This window comes from Lactococcus sp. FSL W8-0209, assembly GCF_038006585.1.
Classification (GTDB): domain Bacteria; phylum Bacillota; class Bacilli; order Lactobacillales; family Streptococcaceae; genus Lactococcus; species Lactococcus lactis.
In genome coordinates this window covers 493,502-516,207 of record NZ_JBBOVN010000001.1, presented here as the reverse complement: position 1 = coordinate 516,207, position 22,706 = coordinate 493,502, and the positions used below count along the sequence as shown (strand labels likewise).

Genomic DNA, 22,706 nt, shown 5'->3' with positions numbered 1-22,706 from the left:
ATTTTTTACCCAATCAAAGCCTTACGAACAACTACATCCACACCTTCTGGCACCCAAGCTGCCACAACTGCTTTTTGTGGCACACGAACCCAGCCGAGACCAGAAAAGACAATATCCGATTTGTCAGTAATTTTAAACTCACGACGAACCAATTTAGCACCAACTAAAGCAGGAGCCAAGAGTTCTCCTTTATGCTTCTCATAAAATTCAGTTGCACCTTCAAGTTTCGTCCGATGAACATTGATTTCATTGTCAAAATAAGCCGTCATTCCTTGACGTTCGCCACTTATAAAATCAAAACGTGCCAAACCACCAAAGAACAATGTTTGTTCAGGATTGAGTTGATAAGTTTTCGGTTTAATTTCTTTACGCGGTGACACATATTTCAAATCTTCTGGTTCCAAATAATGAGCCATTTGCCCACGGTGAATAATCCCCGGTGTGTCAATCAATGCCGAATCTTCATCAAGCGGAATTTCAATCTTATCAAGGGTTGTCCCAGGGAAACGTGAAGTTGTAATCACATCCTCAGAACCTGAAGCTGATTTAATAATTGCATTAATCAAAGTTGATTTACCAACATTCGTTACCCCAACCACATAGACATCACGCCCACGGCGGTAGTATTCAATAGCTTCCATCAATTCAGCCACATCATCTTTATTTTGAGCCGAGGTCACTAAAATATCTTTAGGTTTAAGCGAACGTGAAGCCGCTTGTTCTCTCAACCAAGCAGTTAATTTCCCGACTTTTAGTGATTTTGGTAAAACATCACGTTTATTGGCAACCATGAGTAAATCATTTCCACCAGTCAATTTATGAAGGTTAGGAATCAAAGAGCCATTAAAGTCAAAAATATCAACCACATTGACAATCAAAGCATCATGTTGACCAATTTCTTTAAGTAGACGCAAAAAATCTGCATCCGTCAAACTTGTCGGTGCAATCTCATTATAATGACGCAAGCGGAAACAACGCTGACAGTATAAATCCTCAGTTTTGATAGAAGCTTCGCTTCCCTCATCTCCAGCCTGAACAGCTTCCATTTGGTCGCGTTCAGCTATTTTTTTCTTCAAAGCACCCGCAGGCAAAAAGCCAAGTGCATTTTTATCCTCAGTTTGAATTTTTGCACCACAACCAATACAGTACAAATCTTCCATTGTATTTTCATTTTCAATCATATTGCTTATTATACCACATTTCAACAGCATTTTTAGCCTTTTTTCCTATAATAAAAGACCTATTTTATCATCTTTTTACTGACAAATTTTTCTGTCAGTAAATTTCAAAATAAAAAAGAGAACGACAACTTGTCAATTCCCTTTTTTTACTGACAGAATTATTGTCAGTAATTTTTATTGTACAGAATAGTTAGGTGCTTCTTTAGTAATTTGTACATCATGCGGATGTGATTCTTTCAAACCAGCACCAGACATTTCGATAAATTGTGCTGAATCATGCAAAGCAGTAATATCAGCCGCACCAGTATATCCCATTCCTGCTTTCAAACCACCAAGCATTTGGAAAACGATATCTGTCGCTGTTCCTTTATAAGCCACACGTCCCTCAATTCCCTCTGGAACAAGTTTGTTAGCTTCATTAACAGCCCCTTGGAAATAACGGTCTTTAGAACCTTTTTTCATTGCTGCCAAGCTACCCATTCCACGGTAAGTTTTAAACTTACGACCTTGGAAGATTTCAAATTCCCCAGGAGATTCGTCAGTACCTGCAAGCATTGAACCGAGCATAACAGCGTCTCCACCAGCAGCAAGCGCCTTAACAATATCACCAGAATATTTAATCCCACCATCAGCGATGATTGTTTTACCAAATTCACGCGCCACATTTGCCGCATCATAAATGGCTGTAATTTGCGGAACACCTACACCAGCAACAACACGAGTCGTACAGATAGAACCAGGCCCAATCCCAACTTTAACCACATCAACACCAGCTTCAAACAAAGCACGAGCACCCTCACCAGTAGCAATATTACCAGCAATCAAAGTACGGTCTGGGAAATGATTACGGATTTCACGGATTTTACGTAAAACACCAGCTGAATGTCCATGAGCCGTATCAATAACAATCGCATCAGCCCCTGCAGCGAACAAAGCTTCCGCACGCTCAAAAGTATCAGAAGATACACCAACTGCTCCAGCAACAAGCAAACGACCTTGCTCATCTTTAGCAGCATTTGGGAATTCAATCACCCGTTCAATATCTTTAATTGTAATTAAACCAGCCAATTTACCAGCTTCATCAACCAAAGGTAATTTTTCAATTTTATGCTCTTGCAAAATACGAGCAGCTGTATCTAAAGTTGTTCCAACCGGAGCAGTAATCAGATTTTCAGAAGTCATCATATTTTTGATTTGTTGATTATAATCCGTAATAAAACGCAAATCACGGTTAGTAATAATCCCTACCAATTTACGATTTTCAAGCGTATCAACGATTGGTACACCAGAAATTCGGTAAGTTGCCATCAAGTTTTCAGCTTCTTCAATTTTATGATTTGGAGTCAAGAAAAACGGATCTGTAATAACACCAGATTCTGAACGTTTCACTTTATGAATTTCTTCAGCTTGTTCCTCAACAGACATATTTTTATGAACTACACCAAGTCCACCTTGACGCGCCATTGAAATAGCCATTTTTGAGTCAGTTACAGTATCCATGGCAGCAGAGATAATTGGAATATTCAAAGTCAAATTTTTAGCCAACTTTGTCTTCATACTCACCTCATTTGGTAAAACATGAGACTCTGCTGGAATCAGCAATACATCATCAAAAGTAAATCCCTTTTTCAAAAACTTAGTTTCCCAGTTTGACATCGAAAATATTCCTCCATTATCGTGCTATATATAAGCAATATAGCTATATTTCTATGGCATTCGCCAATTTTTTATTTTTACTATTCTACCACTATTCCCAAAGCATTTCAACAGTAGAAAACAGATTAAATAAAAAATATGCAAAATTTAAACTCATAATTACCTTATTATTTCATAAACTCGCCTTAAATATGGTAACATATATTATACAGGGTAAAAAAATACTGTTTAAAATTACATTTAAAACCCAAAGAAAACATTTTCATTAAAATGTTAGTTATTTTTTACTAAAACGCAACAAAGCTTTGTTGTCCTCATTGTAAAATATTATATGAAACCATTTATTTTTCATCCACACAAAGGAAAGCTGAAAATTTAGAAATGAAACTGAAAAAATCCCACATTATTCCCCTAATTCTATTGTCAGGGCTATTTATGGCCAAACCAGTATTTGCTGAAGATAATGTTAGTCAAGATGACCATCCAATGGGCTACTACATCAAACAAGAACAAGAGCAGCAGGCTTCAGATGAAAGTACCAGTACAGACGCAGCTGAAGTACCATCAATCAGAGCACGTTCTTTCGCAGCAGCCATACCAGCTGCGAATGCTCCTGATATTCTTTATTCAGATAATACATCTCTGCCAAGAAAAGATGCCGTTGATATTTCTAGTCATCAATCTTGGATGGTCCAAGCAGATTTTAATGCAATAAAAGCAGCAGGTGTCAAAACTGTTATTATTAAATTGACTGAAGGAACAGGCTATATCAATCCGTATGCTTCAAGTCAGATTCAAATGGCCAAAAGTGCTGGATTAAATATTGCCGTCTATCATTATGCTACCTTGCAAGGAGCTAACTCTCAAGATGCTGGTAACTCCTTGGCTGTACAAGAAGCCAATTATTTTGCAAATACGGCAAAAAAATTAGGACTCTCTACAAATATTGTCATGATTATGGATTGTGAACAACCTTATAAAGATAGCTCTGGAAAAATCATTGGTCCGAATCCCGCTAACGTTGACTGGGCAACTGCTGCTGCAAAATTTGCCAGCCAACTAAAAAGCCAAGGATACAGCAACACGATATTTTATACCTCATCTTCTTGGTTAGGCACAAATACAGCAACTTGCCAAATGAATTATAATACTCTTGGTGGAGCAAAAAAAGTTTGGGCTGCACAGTATCTCTATGGTACTCCCTCTTCCAACAATCTGAAAAATACTCAATACGGTGCTTGGCAATATACCAGCCAAATGCGTTTCAAAGGTGGAACATCAAATCTTTTAAATAATAACTTAGATACTTCAATTGACTACAATAATATCTTCAGCGCTCCTTCACAAAATTTACAAGATGTCTATCGTCTCTACAATGCCAACACAGGTGAACATTTTTATACATTAAATTTTGCCGAAAAAACTAATCTTCAAAATGTTGGTTGGCGTTACGAAGGAATCGGTTGGCTTTCTTCCTCAACTGGTTCACCCGTTTACCGAGTTTATAATCCTAATGCAAAAGGTGGAGATCATTATTACACCATGAGCAAATATGAAGCACAGCAACTCGTTAGCAAAGGTTGGCGTTGGGACAATAACGGAGGAGCAGCTTTTTACTCAAACGGTTCCAAAAATCTCTATGTTGCCTACAATCCAAACGCTTCCTCAGGATCACACAACTACACCACAAATTCCTATGAACAAGACAACCTCCTCAGACTAGGTTGGAAGTATGGTGCAGTCGCGTGGAAAGTTAATTAAAATAAAAAACTAAGAAAATTTTCTTAGTTTTTTTATATTTACTCAGTCTAATAATCTTCAACTAAAACCTAAAAAATAAAAGGTGACTTTTTAAAATTTTAATATTGTAAACAAAGTATCAAAAAGTAAAAGACTATTAGAAATTACTATAATCACACCAGAAAACAAAGCAATTGTCTTGTAAGAAACAACCTTTAATTCAAAGTGTTCATTCCCAGCAAATAGTGGCAGTAAAAAGAACATCGGGGTTATGTAGCGCCCTTGAACCCCACCAATTGCCCCATTAGCTCCATTCGCTCCTGAAGAATATCCCGTAAAGAAATTCACATAAAGGGCTAATATGTTTAGAATGAAAAGGCCTAAAGCACCATAACAAATTAAAGGATCTTTAACAAACTTAGTTTCTGCGAAAGCTGCCGCTAAAATCATTATAAACCATACACTTGTAAGCCAAAATGGCATCATATTATGCGTAGCTAATGGCTGAACAAGAATAGTATTGATATCCTGTACATTTATATTAGGGTTGAAGTTATATGAAAAATTCATAAATAGCTTATAAATAACCAAGCCTAATCCACCATATCGTTGAGCATATACAGCCCCACCAATTAGAACAACGATTAAAAGAATAACACTTGTTATCAATTTTAACCTACCAGGAAGTTTACTAATTTTATTTCTTATTTTACCTTTCATAAGAGTAGATAAAATTATTATAGGAACAATAAGAATTAAAAGTTTAATATTGGTTTTTGCAGCAAAATATACGGCGATTGAACTAATAATCATGGGGATTAGATTAAAAGGAGTTACTCTACCCTTGTCCACCATATTAATACCAATAGCTACAAGAAAAGCCGCGAGAACTAATGTTAATCCGTCATAAGATAAGCTAGAGAAAGTATTCATTACAACAGGACTAAGTCCAATTATTGTAAATACCAATTTCCCTCTTTTAACATATTTGATTATAAAAAATAATATCAAACTATAGACAAACATTGATAAAAGTCGTGCACATACTATCATCATTCCCATTGAAGGATAGATGTGATACCCTAGCCAAACTCCAGCAGCGGGTACTATATGTCCCAAAAAATTATAAGATAATACTTTAGGATACTCCGTAGACCTAGGAAGTTTACTCATAGGCATTCTTTGAACTTCAGTTTCAAAGTATTTTTTAAAGTAATCTCCATTCTGATAAGCAGGTTTTTGATTAATAAATTGATTCCCAAACCATTTTGAATTTTCGCCATAAACCGTTATATCTGTCGTCAGGTGGACAATATTACTTGAGTTAACAAAATGGTAAACACCATCTGGTTCGTTAAAGAATGGCATTCCTATTGATAAAACAACTCCAAAGAAAAGGGCAATTGTTAAATAAAATTTATGGATTTTCTTCTTTATAGTTTCTTCGTTAAATGAGAGTCTAGACCTCTTACTAACTTGTTTATTCTGATAATGATCATTTCTTCTATATCTAACTGTATCCATATTACACCACCCTCACTAAAAGACCACCAATAACCAAAATACCTAAAACAAATAACGCTAGTGGAAAAATTATTGATTTCAGAGCACTAAAATGAACCTCTTTTTGAGGAGTAACAGCCAAGACATTATATTCATTCGTTCCTGCACTATAGTCTGGAATAAGACCATTTATTTTGAACGATTGATTGACTGCCGTTTTGATGCTGGTTTTAATAAGTTGACTACCATTAGGAGAAACTATATTTTCTGAAAAAATGGAGAAATTAATTGGTGTTTTATCAACAGAATAATTAGCGGGAGTAGCTACTTGATAGAGAAAATAATCTTTTCCTTCACCCAAACCAAATAGTTTTATTAAAGATTGGTTAATCTTAGTATCACGCTCATAATCATAATTGAATCTACTATTATTCAACTCAATAGGACTTACTTCATTATCGCCAAAAACATATTGATTTCCTCCCCTTAGCAAGGTATAACTTGTCGGAACTGCCGCAGAAAGGTCTTGAATTTGACTCCACTTTCCTTGACTATCATACAGATACTTCTTACTACCGACAGTCTTTCCCAAAACATAAACGGCATCCCTTACCATTTTGTTTTTACTCGCATCTACTTCAACAAAGTTAATACCAGTTGTGTTTACTTTAGGAGCAGATGAAGTAATCTGAGTCCCTGTTGTTTGGGAGATAACATTAGCTGTCATACCAAAATTATTATCTGGAGAGCTAGATACTTGAATTGGAATATTCATTTTTGTAGTATTAGTACTCGTTCCTTGTTGAATCAATATATCATTTAAGTAGACAACAGGGGAAAGATGTGCTTTTATATCAATTGATACATCACTATCTGTTGGTGGAATTGTCAATTCGTACATATTAATTTGCGAAGAAATTAAAGTCTGTCCTATTGTTTCAGCAACCTTACTTAACTGATCCGAACTAGACAATGGGTCAAATGTTACCCCAGGATTAATGATGGGTGGGATTAATGAATTTACCGTGTTGGGAACTGATGTCTCATCAATAATAATATTAGCATCCGGTCTAAGAACAATTTTTGTCAAAGCGGTAGGACTTAACATTTTTTTATTTACTTTGAGCATATAATGTAGTTCCTGATTTAGCTCAACTGTCCTAGGTTGAGTACTTTTAGAGTTCCCAGAGGCAAAAGAGAGCGAAAGTCCTGAGCTATCCGTGTCCAATTTAACTTCCCCCATACCAGAGGTTACATCAATTAGCTCTACAATTCCTTTACTACTTCCATCCACAATCGCTGTCAGTCCTGTCGGAACTTTTGCAACAGCTCTCCCTTTAGCATCGGTTGTTTCATTTGAACCACTAGGAGTTCGCATTCTAACAAAGTTGCTAGGAGGATTAAAAGACATAATATCTGTTCCATTATTTGTTTCATTAATTGACTGAAGAAGTGTAAAATTTGTACTAAAGAGTGTCGAAATTATCGTTTTTGCTTCACTATCAGAATGTTTATTATTTTCTCCAACAGTTAGTCTGGCAACAACTATCACGTGTTCAGTATTTTGTGTCCCTCGCCAAGCCGAAGAATTCGTGACAGAACTCGGAAAAGTCCCCGACTTAATATGTTCATAGGCCGTTTGATAATTTCCAGCCGCAAAGGTCCCATTTTGAATCGGTTCTCCTGAGGCAGTGACTTTTATTGATAGATTCGCAGTAGAGGTTTTACCCGAGGCGCTCACAACCTGTCCTTCAGAAAAAGTAAAGAGGAATAGCCCCAGCACCCCAATGAGAGTGACTAAGAAGGTTACATTTTTATACATTTTATTCTCCAATCATTTAGTATAAGGGTTATTTTTTACTTACAATCTTTTTGACTTCAATAAAAAGACTGGTTTTCAATAAGATATTAAGAATTATATATATTATAGCACCAATCACTATTTGAAATAAAAGATTACGGAAATTCATCTTCCATAAATTGTTGAGATAGAAAACAACCCCAAACATAATCGCACCGGATAAAAAGTACTTCCAACATGATAGAATCATTGTCCCTATCTCAAAATCATTTCTCAAAATATAGAATTGATAAATTGTTACCGCGGCCTCAGCAATTACCGTCGCAATCATTGCCCCTGTAAGCCCTAAAGACGGAATTAAAACAAAGTTAAGTAAAATATTAAGAACTGCTCCAATTGTTACCGAAGTAGTGAACTCTCGCATTCGATTTAAAGGAAGGAGATATTGGATTCCCAAAACATTACTCCAGGCAATAAAAACAATAATTGGAGCTTCCATCATTAACAAAGGTCCTACAGCTACCCATTTTGAACCAAAAAAGAAGCCCGCAAAATTGAGTGCTATTCCCATCACCCCAAACATTATTGGTATGGCAAGTCCAGTCATAAGAACAAAGGATTTTTTTAAGGTATCCTGAACCTCTTTAATTTTTCCTTTTGAAAAAAGATTGGAAACGTGAGGTAGCATGACTACACCCAAAGAGGTGACAATACTCAATGTTACTTTAATTAGACTATCTGATTGACTAAAGAATCCCGATGCCGTTTTTCCATCAAAAATCCCAATCATCGTCTTGTTGGCAATTGTATAAATTTGTGTTGCAATTTGTGGTAAAAAAAGTAATAATGTTGGTTTTAAATGATGACCTAAGGCAAGTGTTTTCCATTTGGGAGCAAAAATTTCCTTACGTAAATAAGGCCAAAGAGAAAGATTTCCAATCAAAGATGTACCAGTAATAATCAGTACATAAAGAGGTAAATCCTTTGGACTCTTAATAAAAGTAAAGATAAAAATAACCGAGATAATAGAGACAATAAAATTACGACCAACGGTCCGCTTAAAGTTCTCCACTCCCATAAAATACCAAGAGATATCAAAAGCGGCAGCGATAATTGCAATACTTTGCAAAAGATAAATTTCAAAATTCTGTTTTTGAAAAGCCAAGAAAACACAGAAAACAAGAAAAGAGAGAGCAATTGTACAAAATCTCAAAAATGAAATTTCCCAAAAAATTTGACTTCTCTTTTCTTTGTTAGATTGATGATAGGCAATCTCTCGATTTCCATAAGTTGTTATCCCAATTGAACCAGCTAATACAAAATACTGGATAATCGCATAAGTAAAAGTATTTATACCTATGGCTGTTGTTCCTAGTACTCTGGAAATATAGGGTATTGTGATAATTGGAATAATCACAATTAAAAGCTGGTAAGAGCTATTCAAAAGATAGTTTTTTAATACTTTCAATCTTTAAATTCCTTCTCCACAGCCTTTAAAGCTGCATTAAAGACTTGGTCCATATCATAATACTGATAATTTCCCAAACGACCACCAAAAATAACCGTTTTTTCATTATCCGCTAATTTACGATATTTCTTAAAAAGTTCTGAGTTTTTAGTATCATTGACGGGATAATAAGCTTCTTTTGTACGATCCCAATCTTGAGGATATTCTTTAGTGATGATTGTTTTATTATCATCGCCTTTTTTGTCAAAATGACGCCATTCCATCACTCGAGTGAACGGAGTTTCAGCATCTGTATAATTAATAACAGCATTTCCTTGCTTGTTATCCGTTTCAAAAGTTTCTGATTCAAAACGAACTGAGCGATACTCTAATTCTCCAAATTCATAGTTGAAATATTGGTCAATCATTCCTGTATAAACAATTTTAGGGAATTCCGCTAAATAATCCTCTTTGTTTGAGAAGAAATCAGTATTTACTTGAACATCAATCAAATCAGAATCCAGCATCTTATCAAAAATTGCTCTATAACCATCTACTGGAACTCCTTGATATCGATGGTTGAAATAGTTATTATCAAAAGTATAACGAACTGGCAAACGACGGATAATAAAACTTGGAAGTTCTGTTGCTTTACGCCCCCATTGTTTTTCTGTATATCCTTTAATCAATTTTGTATAAATATCAGTACCAATTAAAGAAATCGCTTGTTCTTCAAGGTTTTTTGGAATACCTGAACGACCTGCAGCAACTTTTTGCTCCTCAATTTTTGCCGCTGCTTCTTCTGGAGTTTTCACTCCCCACATTTGATAAAAAGTATTCATATTGAATGGAAGATTATAGAGTTCACCTTTATAATTAGCTACTACTTGGTTAATATAGCCATTGAACTCTGTAAATTGATTAACATAATCCCAAACTTCTTTATTGTCTGTATGGAAAATGTGTGCTCCAAAGTCATGGACATTGATACCATGTTCTTTATGAGTGTACATGTTTCCACCAACATGTGCACGTCGCTCAATAATCAAGCTACGTTTACCACGCTTAGCTGCTTCATGAGCAAAAATTGCACCGTAAGGTCCTGCTCCAACAATTAAATAGTCATAGTTATTAGTATTATATTTCATTATTTATTCTCCTCAAGAATGTTTTCAGCTTTTTTTAAGGCCTCACTCAAAAAGTAGCCTGAGCGAATTTTATTTCCCATTTTTTGAACATTAGTTATCATCTTATTATAATCTTCCTCTGAAATTTCCGCAATCTTTTCAGGCAAATCTAATAAGCTGTTAACAGCGAATCCTAAATTGTTTTCCAAAACGAATTCAGCCAAAGCAGCCTCTTTCCAAACAATCACAGGAAACCCTGCTGCTAAATATAGAGAGGTTTTATGAGGGTTATTATAGCGTTGGTAATTACCGTATGTACCAACTCCCCCCTCTAATTTTTCACTATCCCATACTAATCCGTATGAGCCTTCAATAACATTAGGAACTTCGTCAGATGGAAAACTACCGAAGTAATGGATATTTTCCCCCTCTGCTACTTCTTTTGCCAAGTTAGGACCATATAAATTAAAATTAATTTCTGGAATTCTAGATAACTTCTCTAAATATTGAGACTTTTCAGGAGTTAAATTTCCTGCAATTACTATCCCTTTATTAAATTTCCCACCAGCATTATCGCTAATTGTAGTCAGATAATCAAAGATTTCTAAATTAATAAGATGCTTTTCTTCATACCCTTCTTTAATAAGCCAACTTATCATTTTGTTATTATGAGCAATAAAATAAAAATTACTGTCTTTATAGTTCATCAGATTTCGATAAGCCGTTGGATTTTCACTTCCTAAACGTAATTCATAAATATCGTGTATTAAAACAAAAACATGTAGATATTTAGAACGTTTTTTTAAGAAATATAAGCTAACTCGTTCAAAATAAAAAATAGGAGGAAAATTTAATGCAACTTGACTCCCTTTAGGAAGAAATAACACTCTTATCATGACTTGTATAGAAATTATATAACTGTATAAAAATCTTAAATATTTATTTTTTATATTTACCTTTGGAAGTAATCCTTCATATCCTAAGCTTTTAAAAATTTTGCTGGCATCGTTCACGGCTTTTGAACCAGCATTCATATTTTCACCCTGGACTGCATTAATATAATATTTTTTCAATTTTTCTTAACTTTCATCTTTAGAAGTTTTCTTTCCGAAAATAGCTAGTATTTTATTCCTAGCCATATCAGATAATATTTTCCCACTCCTGTGCTACTCTGTCAATAGTAAACTCTTTTAATCTTTCCAATGATTTTTCTTGATAATTTTTTCTTTCTTCAAAATCATTAATAAGATTCGTAAGCTGTCTAACCATTTCTTCTACATTTCCATTTTCAATAAGAATCCCATTTTTTCCGTAATCAAGAGCATAGCGACTCCCGCTCTGTTCAAAGGCTACTATTGGTAGACCAAAACTCATAGCTTCCACAAGGACTAACGGCAGACCTTCAAATCTTGAGGTCATCAAATAAATTGAACTGTTTGAATAATGGTTCCGAAGTTTCTCGCCAGATAAGCTTCCTTGAAGAATCACTCTTTCTTCTGCATCATTTTCAGACAAATAAGTCTGGAATTCTTTCATATTACCATTACCTGCAACAGATATTTTCCAGCCCTTTGGAAGTTTACCCGCAACCTGCGCTAAATAATCTATCCCTTTTTGAGGATTTGCTATTCTTCCAGTCCATGAAATAACCTTGCTAGTAAGATCAGAGACCTGAGTATTTTTTAAAACCAGTGGATTATTTATTACTCGTGTCTTCTTATTGATTTTCAAAAAGATGTCCCTATCCTCTGGTGTCAAGCATACAGCTTCATCAGCCATAGCAAAACCTTCACGCCAAAATTTGGCAGTATATCTGAAAGGTTTTTCTTGATAAGATTTTGCAGAAAAATGACACCAAGCAATAAATTTTATTTCAGGATTTTGATGCTTTAAAAATGGAATGAGATAGATAAAACCACTACTAATAATAACAGTGTCAATCATATCTTTTTGACAGATCTTACTAATCTCTTTTGCTTTTTTTGACATCCATAAACGGGCAAGAGGATTTAAGTGTAACAAACCTAGCAAACTACTCACTCTAGAAAAAACTTTTAGACTAAAATCACTTTGACCATCTAGCGGACATTCAGTATGTAAATTTTTATTTTGAGGAGTAGCCAATGTAAAAATAGCTACCTGATTTTTTTCTGACAGCTTATTTGCTATTGCCACATTTACTATTTCTGTCCCTCCTAAATTCCATGCAGGGACAACAAATAAAATTCTTTTTTTCATTTTTAAACTCACTTTTTGGAAATATTTTGTTTTTGAAGAGCAATGCGTCAATAACACAAAATCATAGCAATCTGGTACAGAAGTCTACAATATAGCTTTTAGCTCTGGAGAGGTTTATTAATCTCTCTCAGGTCAAACCAAAGCTTTCGTTAATTATTATTTTGGGCCTTCAGAATTCTCTAAAAAACGTTCTCCTAATTCTTTCTTTATCTGCGATGAAGAAGTCTTACCTCTTGGGAAATACATAATTTTTAAACTTGGAAATTCTTCTTTTAAAAAATCAAATTTCCCTCGCCAATCGTCTCCCATCGCAAAAATATCAACGTCAAACATATCAATGTATAAAGTCTTATCATCCCATGTTTGTTCAGGAACTACTAAATCGACATAACGTAGAGCTTCGAGAATATACTTACGAGTATCATACGATTGATAGGCCTTTTTTGATTTTTCATTCCAGTTAAATTCATCTGTAGATAGCATTACAATCAATCTGTCACCAAGATTTTTAGCATTTTTCAACATATTAACGTGGCTCTCATGCAAAATATCAAAAGTTCCAGCAACCAATACAATTTTTTCTTTATCTTTCATTATATTTTACCTTATTTATACTTTCCAAAATCTAAAATGGCCGGATAATGATTATATCTTTTATCTTCTGGTGGAAGTGTCATATAATCACCATAATGTGCAGCCAAATATTTATCTGTTTCCTTTGGAATTTTTATTTTTTGTCCATCAAAATCAACACGTCTAGTTGGTAAGAGGTCATTTCGATCAAAAATTTCTGAAAACATTTTTGACTGATTCATATACATTACTCTTTGCGTTTGAGAAGAGTTATATTTTCTAGCTACTCCTTCACCTTTTTTAATAAAAAATTTAGGGGTAACTTTAAAAAGTTTGAATGTTTTTTGAAAGACTTTTATTGTAGTATTAATAAAAAATAGTTTTATTCCTACTTGATGAACTGTAGGGTTTTCAATTGTTGTAAGATATGAAAGTTTCCCATATATGAAAGATTTTATACCTTGAATTTTTGCACGTCTTTCATTATCTGCTAGATTGTCAAATGCTAAAATATCCAGTACGATCTGAGTGGTATAGCTTTCCTCGCTCTCACTTCTTATTTCGGCCATGAATTTTGTTCCGTTTAGCATTAATCCTGCAGATCTAAGATATGGAAATTTTTCATTTCCCTCACTACTCATAAGACTATATTTTTCATTTTGTGAATTATTCATGACTTGTATAAATTTATCATAATTCTCACCAGTCATTCCAACGTCAATATCATCATCCCAAGGTATCATCCCATTGTGCCTTACAGCTCCAAGTAAACTTCCACCTACTAAAAAATAATCAATATCGTTATCTTCGCATATTTTATCAAAATCTGCTAACATCATTCGTAGTATCTCTTGAAGTCGTTCCAAAGTCTCCGAATCATATTTCTTTTCACTCATTTATAAAAATACTCTTTCTATGTTAAAATTTTCTTTGCTAAGCCTCGAATAAAATCATTATTCCACACTCTTACTGAAATACCTAAATATATTTTATATAGTATTTTACTTTTGTATAAAAATTTGCGGCTATGACTTTGCTTTGAAAAATACTGATTTTGTTTATAAATTTTTTCAAAAAGCTGAATTGCATAGCTAGAACCATCTTTAATACATTTCATTGCTACATAGTCATTTTCATTCATACAAAGTTGATAAATATAATTTAAAGCTTCAGGATACTTATCTTTTACAAAATTTATTTGAAAATCATTTTTTATAAATATAGCTTCATTTTTTTCGGTAATTTTTGACTGGGTGATACTCCCCGAATTAACACGATAATAATAATCTAGGCTATCAACTAGAAAAATATCTTTTGCCCTATCCACAATTGGTAAAATGATTGCTGTATCTTCATGTATTGTAAGATTAGGGTATCTAATATCTTCGAAAATATTTCGCGTATAAAGCTTACCTATTGGCCCAAACGAAGGATAGTCACTTGCTTGAATTCCTTTAAGCTTTTCTAAAAAATTTGCAGATAATTTTTTTACCTCTCCAATTCCTTGATTTCTTTCAAACTTATCCTGATTATTAGTGAATTTTGAAATTGAAAATCCAATTTTTACATCTTTCAAGGCATCATATAGGTGTTCGATGGTCTCTGGATTTATTTTATCATCTGAGTCAAGAAAAAATAAGTAATCACCACTCATATGATTTAGACCAAAGTTACGGGTTAAACCCGCACTACCATTATGCTCTACAAAATGAAGGATACGTGAATCTCTTTGAGCTAGCTGCTTTCCCAAATTTATTGAACCATCAGTTGAATTATCATCAACTAACAATATTTCTAGATTAGTATAAGTTTGAACAAGAACAGAATTTACGCACTCTTCTAAGTATTCTTCTGCATTATGTACAGGAATAATCACACTGATAAGTGGGTAAGTTTTTTTTATTATTTTCTCGTTAATCACTTTGCTTTATTTTTTCATCCTTTTAACAGTATTCAAAAGTCCACGTTCCACAACACGCCAAGTTTTATTCGTTTGAACTAGATTACGGAATTTGACCGCTGGATTTATAATTTTCCCACCTGTTTTAACAAGCAGTCTACTCAAAGATAAAATTTCATCATCTTTTTCAATAGACTCGGCTCTTAAAAAGTTTGTGAAATCTTGCATTTCTTTTTGACGAATTGTTTTTTCTGGAATTGATAGATTAACAACGTATTGAGCAAGAATGAGCTCGGAAAATCTTTGTTTCAATACTTTTTTAACTACTGAACTTGTTTCAGGTGGCAACGTCTTAATAAAATCCCATTCATGTTTTAACATTGCTAAATGCATGGCCCGATTTTTAACCATGTTTCCAATCGCCATACTCTGTGTCCCTGAATTTACTCGATAAACATAAACTGGGAAATCTAAATAGACTTGTGTCTTCACAAAGGTAAGTGGGAAAGTGATGTATTCAACATCGACGTAAAACATTTTTTCATCAATTTTAATCTTGTTATTTTTCAAGATTTCTGTTTTATAGGTAACGGTGTGCATTGGAGGAATCTTGATTGCTTCCACAATCTCTTCATAATTATTAAGCTGATGACTCTTTATTTTTAGCTCCATCATTAAAGTTTCAGCTTTTGTTACTTCATCATGCTCAAAATAAGGATTATTGATTAAGTCTACATCCGTATTTTTTAGAAAATCAACCAGCTTTACAAGATTTTCTGTTTTTACCCAATCATCTCCGTCGACTACTTTAAAATATTTTCCTCTTGCTTCAAGAATTCCACGGTTGATGGTAGAGCCGTGCCCACCATTTTCTTTTTCAATAACTCGAATGGTTTGCGGATATTTTTCAGACCATTTAGTAGCAACTTCAACTGTTTTGTCCTTAGAACCATCACTTACAACAAGAATTTCAATGTCATCAACAATGGAATCATCCAACAAGAAAGGCATGCACTCATCAATATATTTTTCAGTATTATAACTTGGTACTGTAATAGTTAATATTTTATTCATGTCCTTCTTTCTCTTCTCCATCATTAATTTTCTTTTTTAGTAAAGATACTTCTTGTACTAAATTCTTTATTTCCTTTTCAGCAGATATTAGTGAAATTTGATATTTCAGACAGATCAGTAATAAAGCACCTACTAAGAAATACAAAGCTAGTGAGGTTAAAGTTCCAATTCCCAATAAATGAGCGATACTCGTTCCAAAATCAGGAATAAGAGAACCAACAAGCAATATGAGAGCTAGAACAAACCATTTTAGCATATGTCGTATCTCTGCTCTATCTTTACGAACTAAACGAATAGTATAGACAAAGAAGAATGCTGCCAAAATAATTGCTAGTATACGAAGTTGAATGGGCATTATTTTTTCTCCTTTCCTAATAATGAGCTCGCAATAATAGCCAAAGATACACTTATCATATAACTGACTCCTTTTACCATATTAATACTTGAAACTCCAGTGGTTCGTTCAAACATCCTTACTCCCACTTCTTTTACACGAATATTTTTAGAAAAGAGGTGCATGTAGCTTTCGGGTTCTGGATATTGTCTTGGATATCTTTTAACAAATTGCTCAATCACTTTACGGTTTCCTGCTCGATAACCGCTAGTAACATCTTTAATTTTTATTTTAGAAGACATATAAATCAAAGATGATAGAATTTTTATACCCATTTGGCGCGATTTTGAAGACTTAAATTCTGAATTGCTTTCGTCTAAAAATCTAGAACCAACGGTAAAATCAGCTTCATCATTCAAAATAGGTTCTACCAGATTTGGTAAAGAATGGATATCATGCTGACCATCTCCATCAAATTGAACGGCTATATCGTAAGAATTTTGCAAGGCATAAAGATAACCTGTTTGCACGGCTCCACCTATTCCAAGATTTTGAATCAATTCAACGTGGTTAATGTTGTTTGCCGTCAAAATTTCTTCTTCGTTGTCAGTGGACCCATCATTTATCACTACATAATCTAATTGATAAGGACAAGTGGCTTGATAGTCCTCTACAATTTTTAGATTTTCTAATATTCCTTCGCCCTCATTATAAGCCGGGATAATTAGTAAAATTTTCATTTTCTTGTCTTCGGACACAGTGCCAAGTTCTCCTCATAATATTTGCGCTGTACAACTTTCTGTACAGTTTTCTAATATAAATTTTACCATAAATTTACTTATTTTTTTTATTAAGTCCTAAACGGTATACAATAATTACTTTAATCTTTTTAAAGATCATTTCAACCAGATCCCGCAATTTTGTCTGTGTTAAATCAGTCTCTACAGAACGTAAGAGTCGATTTGCTGAAAAGTTCGCAACAAACCCATTATTTGTTTGTATTTGAGAAATACGGAAATCATAACCATTTGCCCACGAAACATAAACAAGAAGGCGTTCAAATGCATGTAAAATACTATTATATGGTAAAGGCTCTTCTGGAACATCAGCCTGAATATTAACATTTAATAAGTTATTCAAAGCTTGAGGACGATACCAAATCATTGTGCCGTAACTCATCACATAGCTATCTTTCTGCTTCAATTCTTTGGAATTTTCAAAGTCTATTTTTTGCCAAATTTCTTGCATATCTGGCCAAATATCACGTTCGGTGATGTATGTTGGCCCATAAAAATGTTCAAAAAATGATGGAACGTCAGCAATCATTAAGCCAAGCTTTGGATTTTTTTCAAATTCTTGAAAAATGGCTTGAGCAGGTTCTAATAAAGAATATTCAATATCTCGTCTCCAAGATTCTCCCACAATCCAATCGTTATCTTTTGATTTTTTAGTGTGAAAATGTCCGCAAAGATCATAATCTGTCATTAATTCTGAAACTTGCATCCACGGAAGAACGTCTCTTCCTTTATTACCGGTTACGATAAATTTTTTTATTTGTGGAAGAGGATAATTTTTAAGAATTTCTTCATACTTTTCTTCTGTATCTGTGGTGATATATAAATCATAATTTTGAACATATTTATCAAAATAATTAAGATATTCAGGAATTAGGTCAAGATAAAATGCATGAAGGTGAATACCAATTTTCAAATTAGTTTTCGAACTTACTTCTTTTGTGAATTTCAGTGTTTTTTCTTCTAACATGTATTCACGGTCCGGATAATCTACTTCTGTCATGTGATTAACAATAAGTTTAACCGGAAAAGAAGTTTCTTGTTTTAAACGTTCAATCACTAAAGGAGTATAAATATTTTCTGCACCATAGCTGAAAGCTTTTATTTTTAGGAAAGGAATGTGTCTTTTCAACAATTCTGGTAAATTGAATACGGAAAAATCATGGACAAGCATGCCTGCCCACTCTTCTTTACGTGTATCAAATACAACTCCTGACTTAAATCCAGCATCTTCAAAATACTTGGTCATTGCTGTTTCGTATTTTACGATAACTTCTACAACATCATCTAAAACTTCAATATTTGCCCAAAAATTTTCAAATGCTTCACTCTTTACAATTTTTTGTTTATAGTTGACAAAATAGCTTTGAATATGGTCTGGTAATACAATCGCTTCTCGATTTTCCCAAGGTTTTACCTTATGGCTTCGATTATTAGTAATTCCCCAAAAGTCAACGCTTGTATCTTTGTCAAATTTTGCTAAAATTCCTTCAAAATCATAAACAGGACCAAAACATGTATCATTCATAACAGTAACGGAATCATACGAAGCCAATTTATCAAATCCATAATGCTTCATCGCGTCTGACCAAGCGACAAAATCATACCCCTTGTTTTCACGTTGCATAAAACCGTCAATAAGATTTTGCCCTGTTAATGTTGATAAATCGTTCTCATCCATTTGACTATTTGAAATGAAGAAAATCTCTTCAAAATTCTGACGTAAATGGGTTAGTTGATATATAACATGGTCGCTTAATTCGTTATTTCGGTTAAAATGTACGTATAGTAATAATTTATTGTTCATGTTTCTTTCCTAAGGGGTGTAGAAGTTTGTTTAATATTCGATAAGCTAGCGAGTTGGTGATATCAGAAATCACTTTTTCTTGGTTAGCAATATGAGTATCTTTGTCAGCTATGATTTTTCTCATTATCTCTTCTTGGGTATTATGATTAATGAGTTCTTGTTCTTTGTCAGCAAGTTTTTGCTCACTATCAATTACTAGATTTTGGTAGTTGTCTACCCAAAGTAGTAGATTTTTTTGTAAGGCTTCTATCAATTCTGCTGGAATTTTTTGAATATATTTGTTGATGATATAGAAATAGGATTTATAATAATTTTCCCAATTGCCACGCTTACTTAAGGACTCATTTAATACTCTATAATTTAACTTTGTAGTGGAGACATAAACTGGTTTTGCTTCATTGTTTATAATTAAATTAAGCCAAAAGTCATAATCTTCAAGAGTTTGGTTATTCAAAGATTCATCAAATTTTGCATCAACAATCTTAGAAGTCCTGACAAGTGATGAGGCATCAATTAAATTCCCCACAATTTCTTTTTCAAAGCTGTATTCTAAGTCTGGACGTAAAACGTCTCTTTGGGCATTAAAATTCCAAAGTTGACAATAAGCAATGTCTGAATTTGTTACTGACAATTCTGTCAGTAATTTTTCGATATGATCATCATTTAAAAAGTTATCACTATCTACGAACAACAGAAAATCGCCAGTCATTTTACTCAAAGCATCATTTCGGACGTAGGCCAAACCTCTATTTTTTTCTGAAAAATAATGTGTTTCTGTAAACGGAGAATCTTGCAACACTTCTGAAATCACCTCTCCAGAAGCATCTGTTGAACCATCATTAAAAATTAAGAGTTCTATTTCTTGATGAGTTTGCCCAAAGATACTGCGCAAGCATTCCTCAATGTATTTTTCATGATTATAACATGTCACTACGACTGATACTTTTTTATCCATAATTTCACCTATTTAAAGATATAATGTTCTATTCCTGAGCGGTATTCATCCATTGGTAGATGAAAGTGGTAAGACCTAAGTGTGGTAACACCTAAGTTCAAGACAAGGGCCATTAAACTAACAAAAAGTACGATTCTTCTCAACCAACTTCCAGTTGATTTAACTGAAATTTTTTGGGCTAGAAGGGTCAAAATTGGTGCCAAGAGTAAGATAAAGACTGTGAAGTATCTTCCTTGTGGCCCTGTGATTACGTGTTCAGTAAAAGCTGGGTCAATGGAAAATTTAAATAATACTCCAAACAGATTAATCAAGTTAATAAGTAAACCTAACCATGCAAACCAACGCGGCACTTGTTCTTTAGTATAAGATAAGAATAAAAGAATTAATGCACCATATTGGATTGGATAAAACCAAGCAGGTATTGCTGCTGTTGAAGTTCCACTGATAACTTGAGTTGTTAATACTGAGTAATAAGGCTCCATGAACGTGTAAAGGAACTTACTTACTACAAGGCGTAATTGGTCATGATATCTAAAAATATAAACCAAAGCTCCTAGGCCAATTAATACACCACTTCCAATAAGAACTTGTAGTTTTGTTAAGCTAAGTTTTAATTTTTTCGCAACTATTACTATAAATACTGCCAAAACAATTAAATAAAGTAAGCGTGAGTTGGCCTTTGAAAAATACAAGGCAATTGACGGAAGAATAATTCTTAAGAAAAAATCTTTTAGCTGAATTTCTTTATTTTCTTGCAACTCTACTGCCAAGTTAATCAAGGTTGCACTTAGCCAAGCAAAAACAATATAATTATAAGAATCATAACTTAAACTTGTAGCAAATTGAATAGCAACAGGAGTGACAGATATGATTGTGAATATCATTTGGTAAGCTTTTAGTTTTTTGATGATAAAATACATCGTCAAAACAAAGAAAATTAAACTAAATAACCGAGCAACCAAGACCATCGAACCTAGTGATGGGTAAATCATATAACCCACTTTTACGCCCAAAGCAGGAATCAAATGCATGATATCCTGATACCATTTTGTTCCTAAGGCACGCTTATCTGTTACTTTACTTTTAGAAACTAGTGGAAGTTTTGTTTCAAAAAAATCTTTGAAATAAGTTCCATCTTTCATTTTCGTTGTGACCGTTGTAAAAGGAAGAGGTGCTGATTGATAATCCTCAGCAGGAAATCCAATTTTTGTTCTATCCACAACTGTATTTGAAAGATAAGACGATTTATCAAAATGATAACTTGAATCGGGCTCAATAAAAAGTGGTTGAGCAATCGCAAAAATCAAGCCAGCAACAAGAGCAACAATTAAAAAAAGTCGCTCTGGTTTTATTAATTTTTTAGTTTTAGTCTTTTCTTTAACCAAAATTCCAATCTCCATTCCGCAAGATTAGGCCGCTTGCTGAATCCTTAGCACTGAGGTCATCTTTTGGAATGTCGAGACGATTAATAATAATGATTTTTTCATCGATATCATAAGCAACCATTTCATCTTTGGCATTCCGAACTGAAACTTGTAGCTTGAGTTTTAAATTATTAACTTGGTCTAGTTTGCATTCATAAACAGCTCGTTTTTCACCTTGACCTTCGGTCAGGTAATCCATTGAGTTGTCATTATAAATCCAGATATTTCGGTCTGCATCGGTTAATGAGAAAGCAACATAAGTTTTAATATCTTCTTTAACATTATAAGAAACTTCAAATTTAATGGGTTGTTCTGGCGTTGTTTGTACTGGTGATAATAAATTTACTTTTAAATCACTGACAAACTCTTCAACTTCTTCTGTTGATTCTTCTTGAGCCGCTCTAAGACGTTTTAAATTGTCCAAACTGTATTGGTTAGCAACTTTATCTACATTTCCTGCAACTTTAATTAGACCATCTTCGATAAGTACCGCTTTATTACAATATTTTTTTACGGCATTCATGTCATGGGTAACTAAAATGGTTGTTAATCCAGATTTTTTTCTTTCCAAGAAATAATCATTACATTTTCTTTGGAATGCTTCATCCCCAACAGCCAAAACTTCATCTAAAACAAGAACATCTCCTCTTGCTTTGATAGCAACTGAGAAAGCCAAACGAACTTGCATTCCACTAGAATAATTTTTGAGTTTTTGGTTCATAAACTCATGTAACTCTGCAAAATCGACAATTTCGTCATACATTTCATCAATTTCTTGAGTTGAAAATCCAAGCATCGCACCGTTCATATAAACATTTTCACGGCCTGTAAGCTCGGGATTGAAACCAACACCAAGTTCAATGAAAGAAACTAATTTACCATTAACGGTAACTTTTCCTTTTTCTGGAACATAAATTTGAGAAATGATTTTTAAAAGTGTTGATTTACCTGACCCATTACGACCAACAATCCCAAAGAAATCACCTTTTTCTACTTCAAAATCAATGTCTTTTAGGACATGTTGTTCTTTATAACCTTTGATTCCTCTAAATCGATTGACAAGAGTTGTCCGAAGGCTTGTACTCGCTTCTGTCGGAAGACGAAAATACTTACTTACATGATCAATTTTTACTGCTAATTCAGCCATTTTGT

The 22,706-nt window shown here is 33.7% G+C and carries 19 protein-coding genes; 1 reads left to right on the top strand and 18 read right to left on the bottom strand.

Annotation, left to right across the window (positions count from 1 at the left end; all coding sequences use genetic code 11):
* Positions 1-5 precede the first annotated feature (5 nt).
* Positions 6-1,181, bottom strand: coding sequence for a ribosome biogenesis GTPase YqeH (gene yqeH / locus MKX45_RS02620; protein WP_014571938.1), 1,176 nt, complete (start codon positions 1,179-1,181; stop codon positions 6-8).
* 174 nt (positions 1,182-1,355) lie between these two features.
* The gene (gene guaB, locus MKX45_RS02615; protein WP_003129822.1) at positions 1,356-2,837 is read right to left on the bottom strand and encodes an IMP dehydrogenase; all 1,482 of its coding nucleotides are present in this window, start codon (positions 2,835-2,837) and stop codon (positions 1,356-1,358) included.
* 435 nt (positions 2,838-3,272) lie between these two features.
* Between guaB and MKX45_RS02610 the strand changes: the two genes are divergently transcribed.
* Entirely contained in the window at positions 3,273-4,598 is a 1,326-nt protein-coding gene (locus tag MKX45_RS02610; protein WP_340816766.1) for a GH25 family lysozyme, read from the top strand.
* A gap of 90 nt (positions 4,599-4,688) precedes the next feature.
* Here MKX45_RS02610 and MKX45_RS02605 read toward each other — a convergent pair whose 3' ends face one another.
* The 16 genes from MKX45_RS02605 to MKX45_RS02530 form a co-directional block, all read right to left on the bottom strand.
* Complete coding sequence (locus MKX45_RS02605) at positions 4,689-6,101, bottom strand: DUF2142 domain-containing protein (protein WP_259747390.1); 1,413 nt, start codon at positions 6,099-6,101, stop codon at positions 4,689-4,691.
* 1 nt (position 6,102) lies between these two features.
* The gene (locus MKX45_RS02600) at positions 6,103-7,902 is read right to left on the bottom strand and encodes a cell surface protein (protein ID WP_340816765.1); all 1,800 of its coding nucleotides are present in this window, start codon (positions 7,900-7,902) and stop codon (positions 6,103-6,105) included.
* Between the two features lie 28 nt (positions 7,903-7,930).
* Complete coding sequence (locus tag MKX45_RS02595; protein ID WP_340816764.1) at positions 7,931-9,349, bottom strand: oligosaccharide flippase family protein; 1,419 nt, start codon at positions 9,347-9,349, stop codon at positions 7,931-7,933.
* Positions 9,346-10,476, bottom strand: coding sequence for a UDP-galactopyranose mutase (gene glf, locus MKX45_RS02590; RefSeq protein ID WP_340816763.1), 1,131 nt, complete (start codon positions 10,474-10,476; stop codon positions 9,346-9,348). The genes MKX45_RS02595 and glf overlap by 4 nt, the downstream gene beginning before the upstream one ends.
* On the bottom strand, positions 10,476-11,528 hold the full coding sequence (locus tag MKX45_RS02585) for a sugar transferase (protein ID WP_060416349.1): 1,053 nt from the start codon (positions 11,526-11,528) through the stop codon (positions 10,476-10,478). Before MKX45_RS02585 ends, glf begins: the two co-directional genes overlap by 1 nt.
* Positions 11,529-11,595: 67 nt before the next feature.
* Positions 11,596-12,693: a glycosyltransferase gene (locus MKX45_RS02580; RefSeq protein ID WP_195918591.1), complete on the bottom strand. Its 1,098-nt coding sequence runs from the start codon at positions 12,691-12,693 to the stop codon at positions 11,596-11,598.
* Positions 12,694-12,849: 156 nt separating this feature from the next.
* On the bottom strand, positions 12,850-13,287 hold the full coding sequence (gene tagD / locus MKX45_RS02575; protein WP_060416347.1) for a glycerol-3-phosphate cytidylyltransferase: 438 nt from the start codon (positions 13,285-13,287) through the stop codon (positions 12,850-12,852).
* A gap of 11 nt (positions 13,288-13,298) precedes the next feature.
* A complete protein-coding gene (locus tag MKX45_RS02570) occupies positions 13,299-14,162 on the bottom strand; it encodes a LicD family protein (protein ID WP_060416346.1) in 864 nt (287 codons plus the stop codon).
* Positions 14,163-14,179: 17 nt separating this feature from the next.
* Positions 14,180-15,187 carry a glycosyltransferase family 2 protein gene (locus MKX45_RS02565; protein ID WP_060416345.1) on the bottom strand — a complete coding sequence of 336 codons (1,008 nt, stop codon included), beginning with the start codon at positions 15,185-15,187 and terminating at the stop codon, positions 14,180-14,182.
* Positions 15,188-15,193: 6 nt separating this feature from the next.
* Positions 15,194-16,240 carry a glycosyltransferase family 2 protein gene (locus tag MKX45_RS02560; RefSeq protein WP_340816762.1) on the bottom strand — a complete coding sequence of 349 codons (1,047 nt, stop codon included), beginning with the start codon at positions 16,238-16,240 and terminating at the stop codon, positions 15,194-15,196.
* Positions 16,233-16,595, bottom strand: a complete 363-nt coding sequence (locus MKX45_RS02555; protein ID WP_060416343.1) for a DUF2304 domain-containing protein — start codon at positions 16,593-16,595, stop codon at positions 16,233-16,235. Before MKX45_RS02555 ends, MKX45_RS02560 begins: the two co-directional genes overlap by 8 nt.
* The gene (locus MKX45_RS02550; protein WP_060416342.1) at positions 16,595-17,314 is read right to left on the bottom strand and encodes a glycosyltransferase family 2 protein; all 720 of its coding nucleotides are present in this window, start codon (positions 17,312-17,314) and stop codon (positions 16,595-16,597) included. Before MKX45_RS02550 ends, MKX45_RS02555 begins: the two co-directional genes overlap by 1 nt.
* A 94-nt stretch (positions 17,315-17,408) precedes the next feature.
* A complete protein-coding gene (locus MKX45_RS02545; protein ID WP_195918592.1) occupies positions 17,409-19,175 on the bottom strand; it encodes a rhamnan synthesis F family protein in 1,767 nt (588 codons plus the stop codon).
* Positions 19,165-20,130, bottom strand: coding sequence for a glycosyltransferase family 2 protein (locus MKX45_RS02540; protein ID WP_195229041.1), 966 nt, complete (start codon positions 20,128-20,130; stop codon positions 19,165-19,167). Before MKX45_RS02540 ends, MKX45_RS02545 begins: the two co-directional genes overlap by 11 nt.
* 8 nt (positions 20,131-20,138) lie before the next feature.
* The gene (locus MKX45_RS02535) at positions 20,139-21,530 is read right to left on the bottom strand and encodes a DUF2142 domain-containing protein (RefSeq protein ID WP_340816761.1); all 1,392 of its coding nucleotides are present in this window, start codon (positions 21,528-21,530) and stop codon (positions 20,139-20,141) included.
* Entirely contained in the window at positions 21,508-22,701 is a 1,194-nt protein-coding gene (locus tag MKX45_RS02530; protein WP_340816760.1) for an ABC transporter ATP-binding protein, read from the bottom strand. The genes MKX45_RS02535 and MKX45_RS02530 overlap by 23 nt, the downstream gene beginning before the upstream one ends.
* Positions 22,702-22,706: the final 5 nt, after the last annotated feature.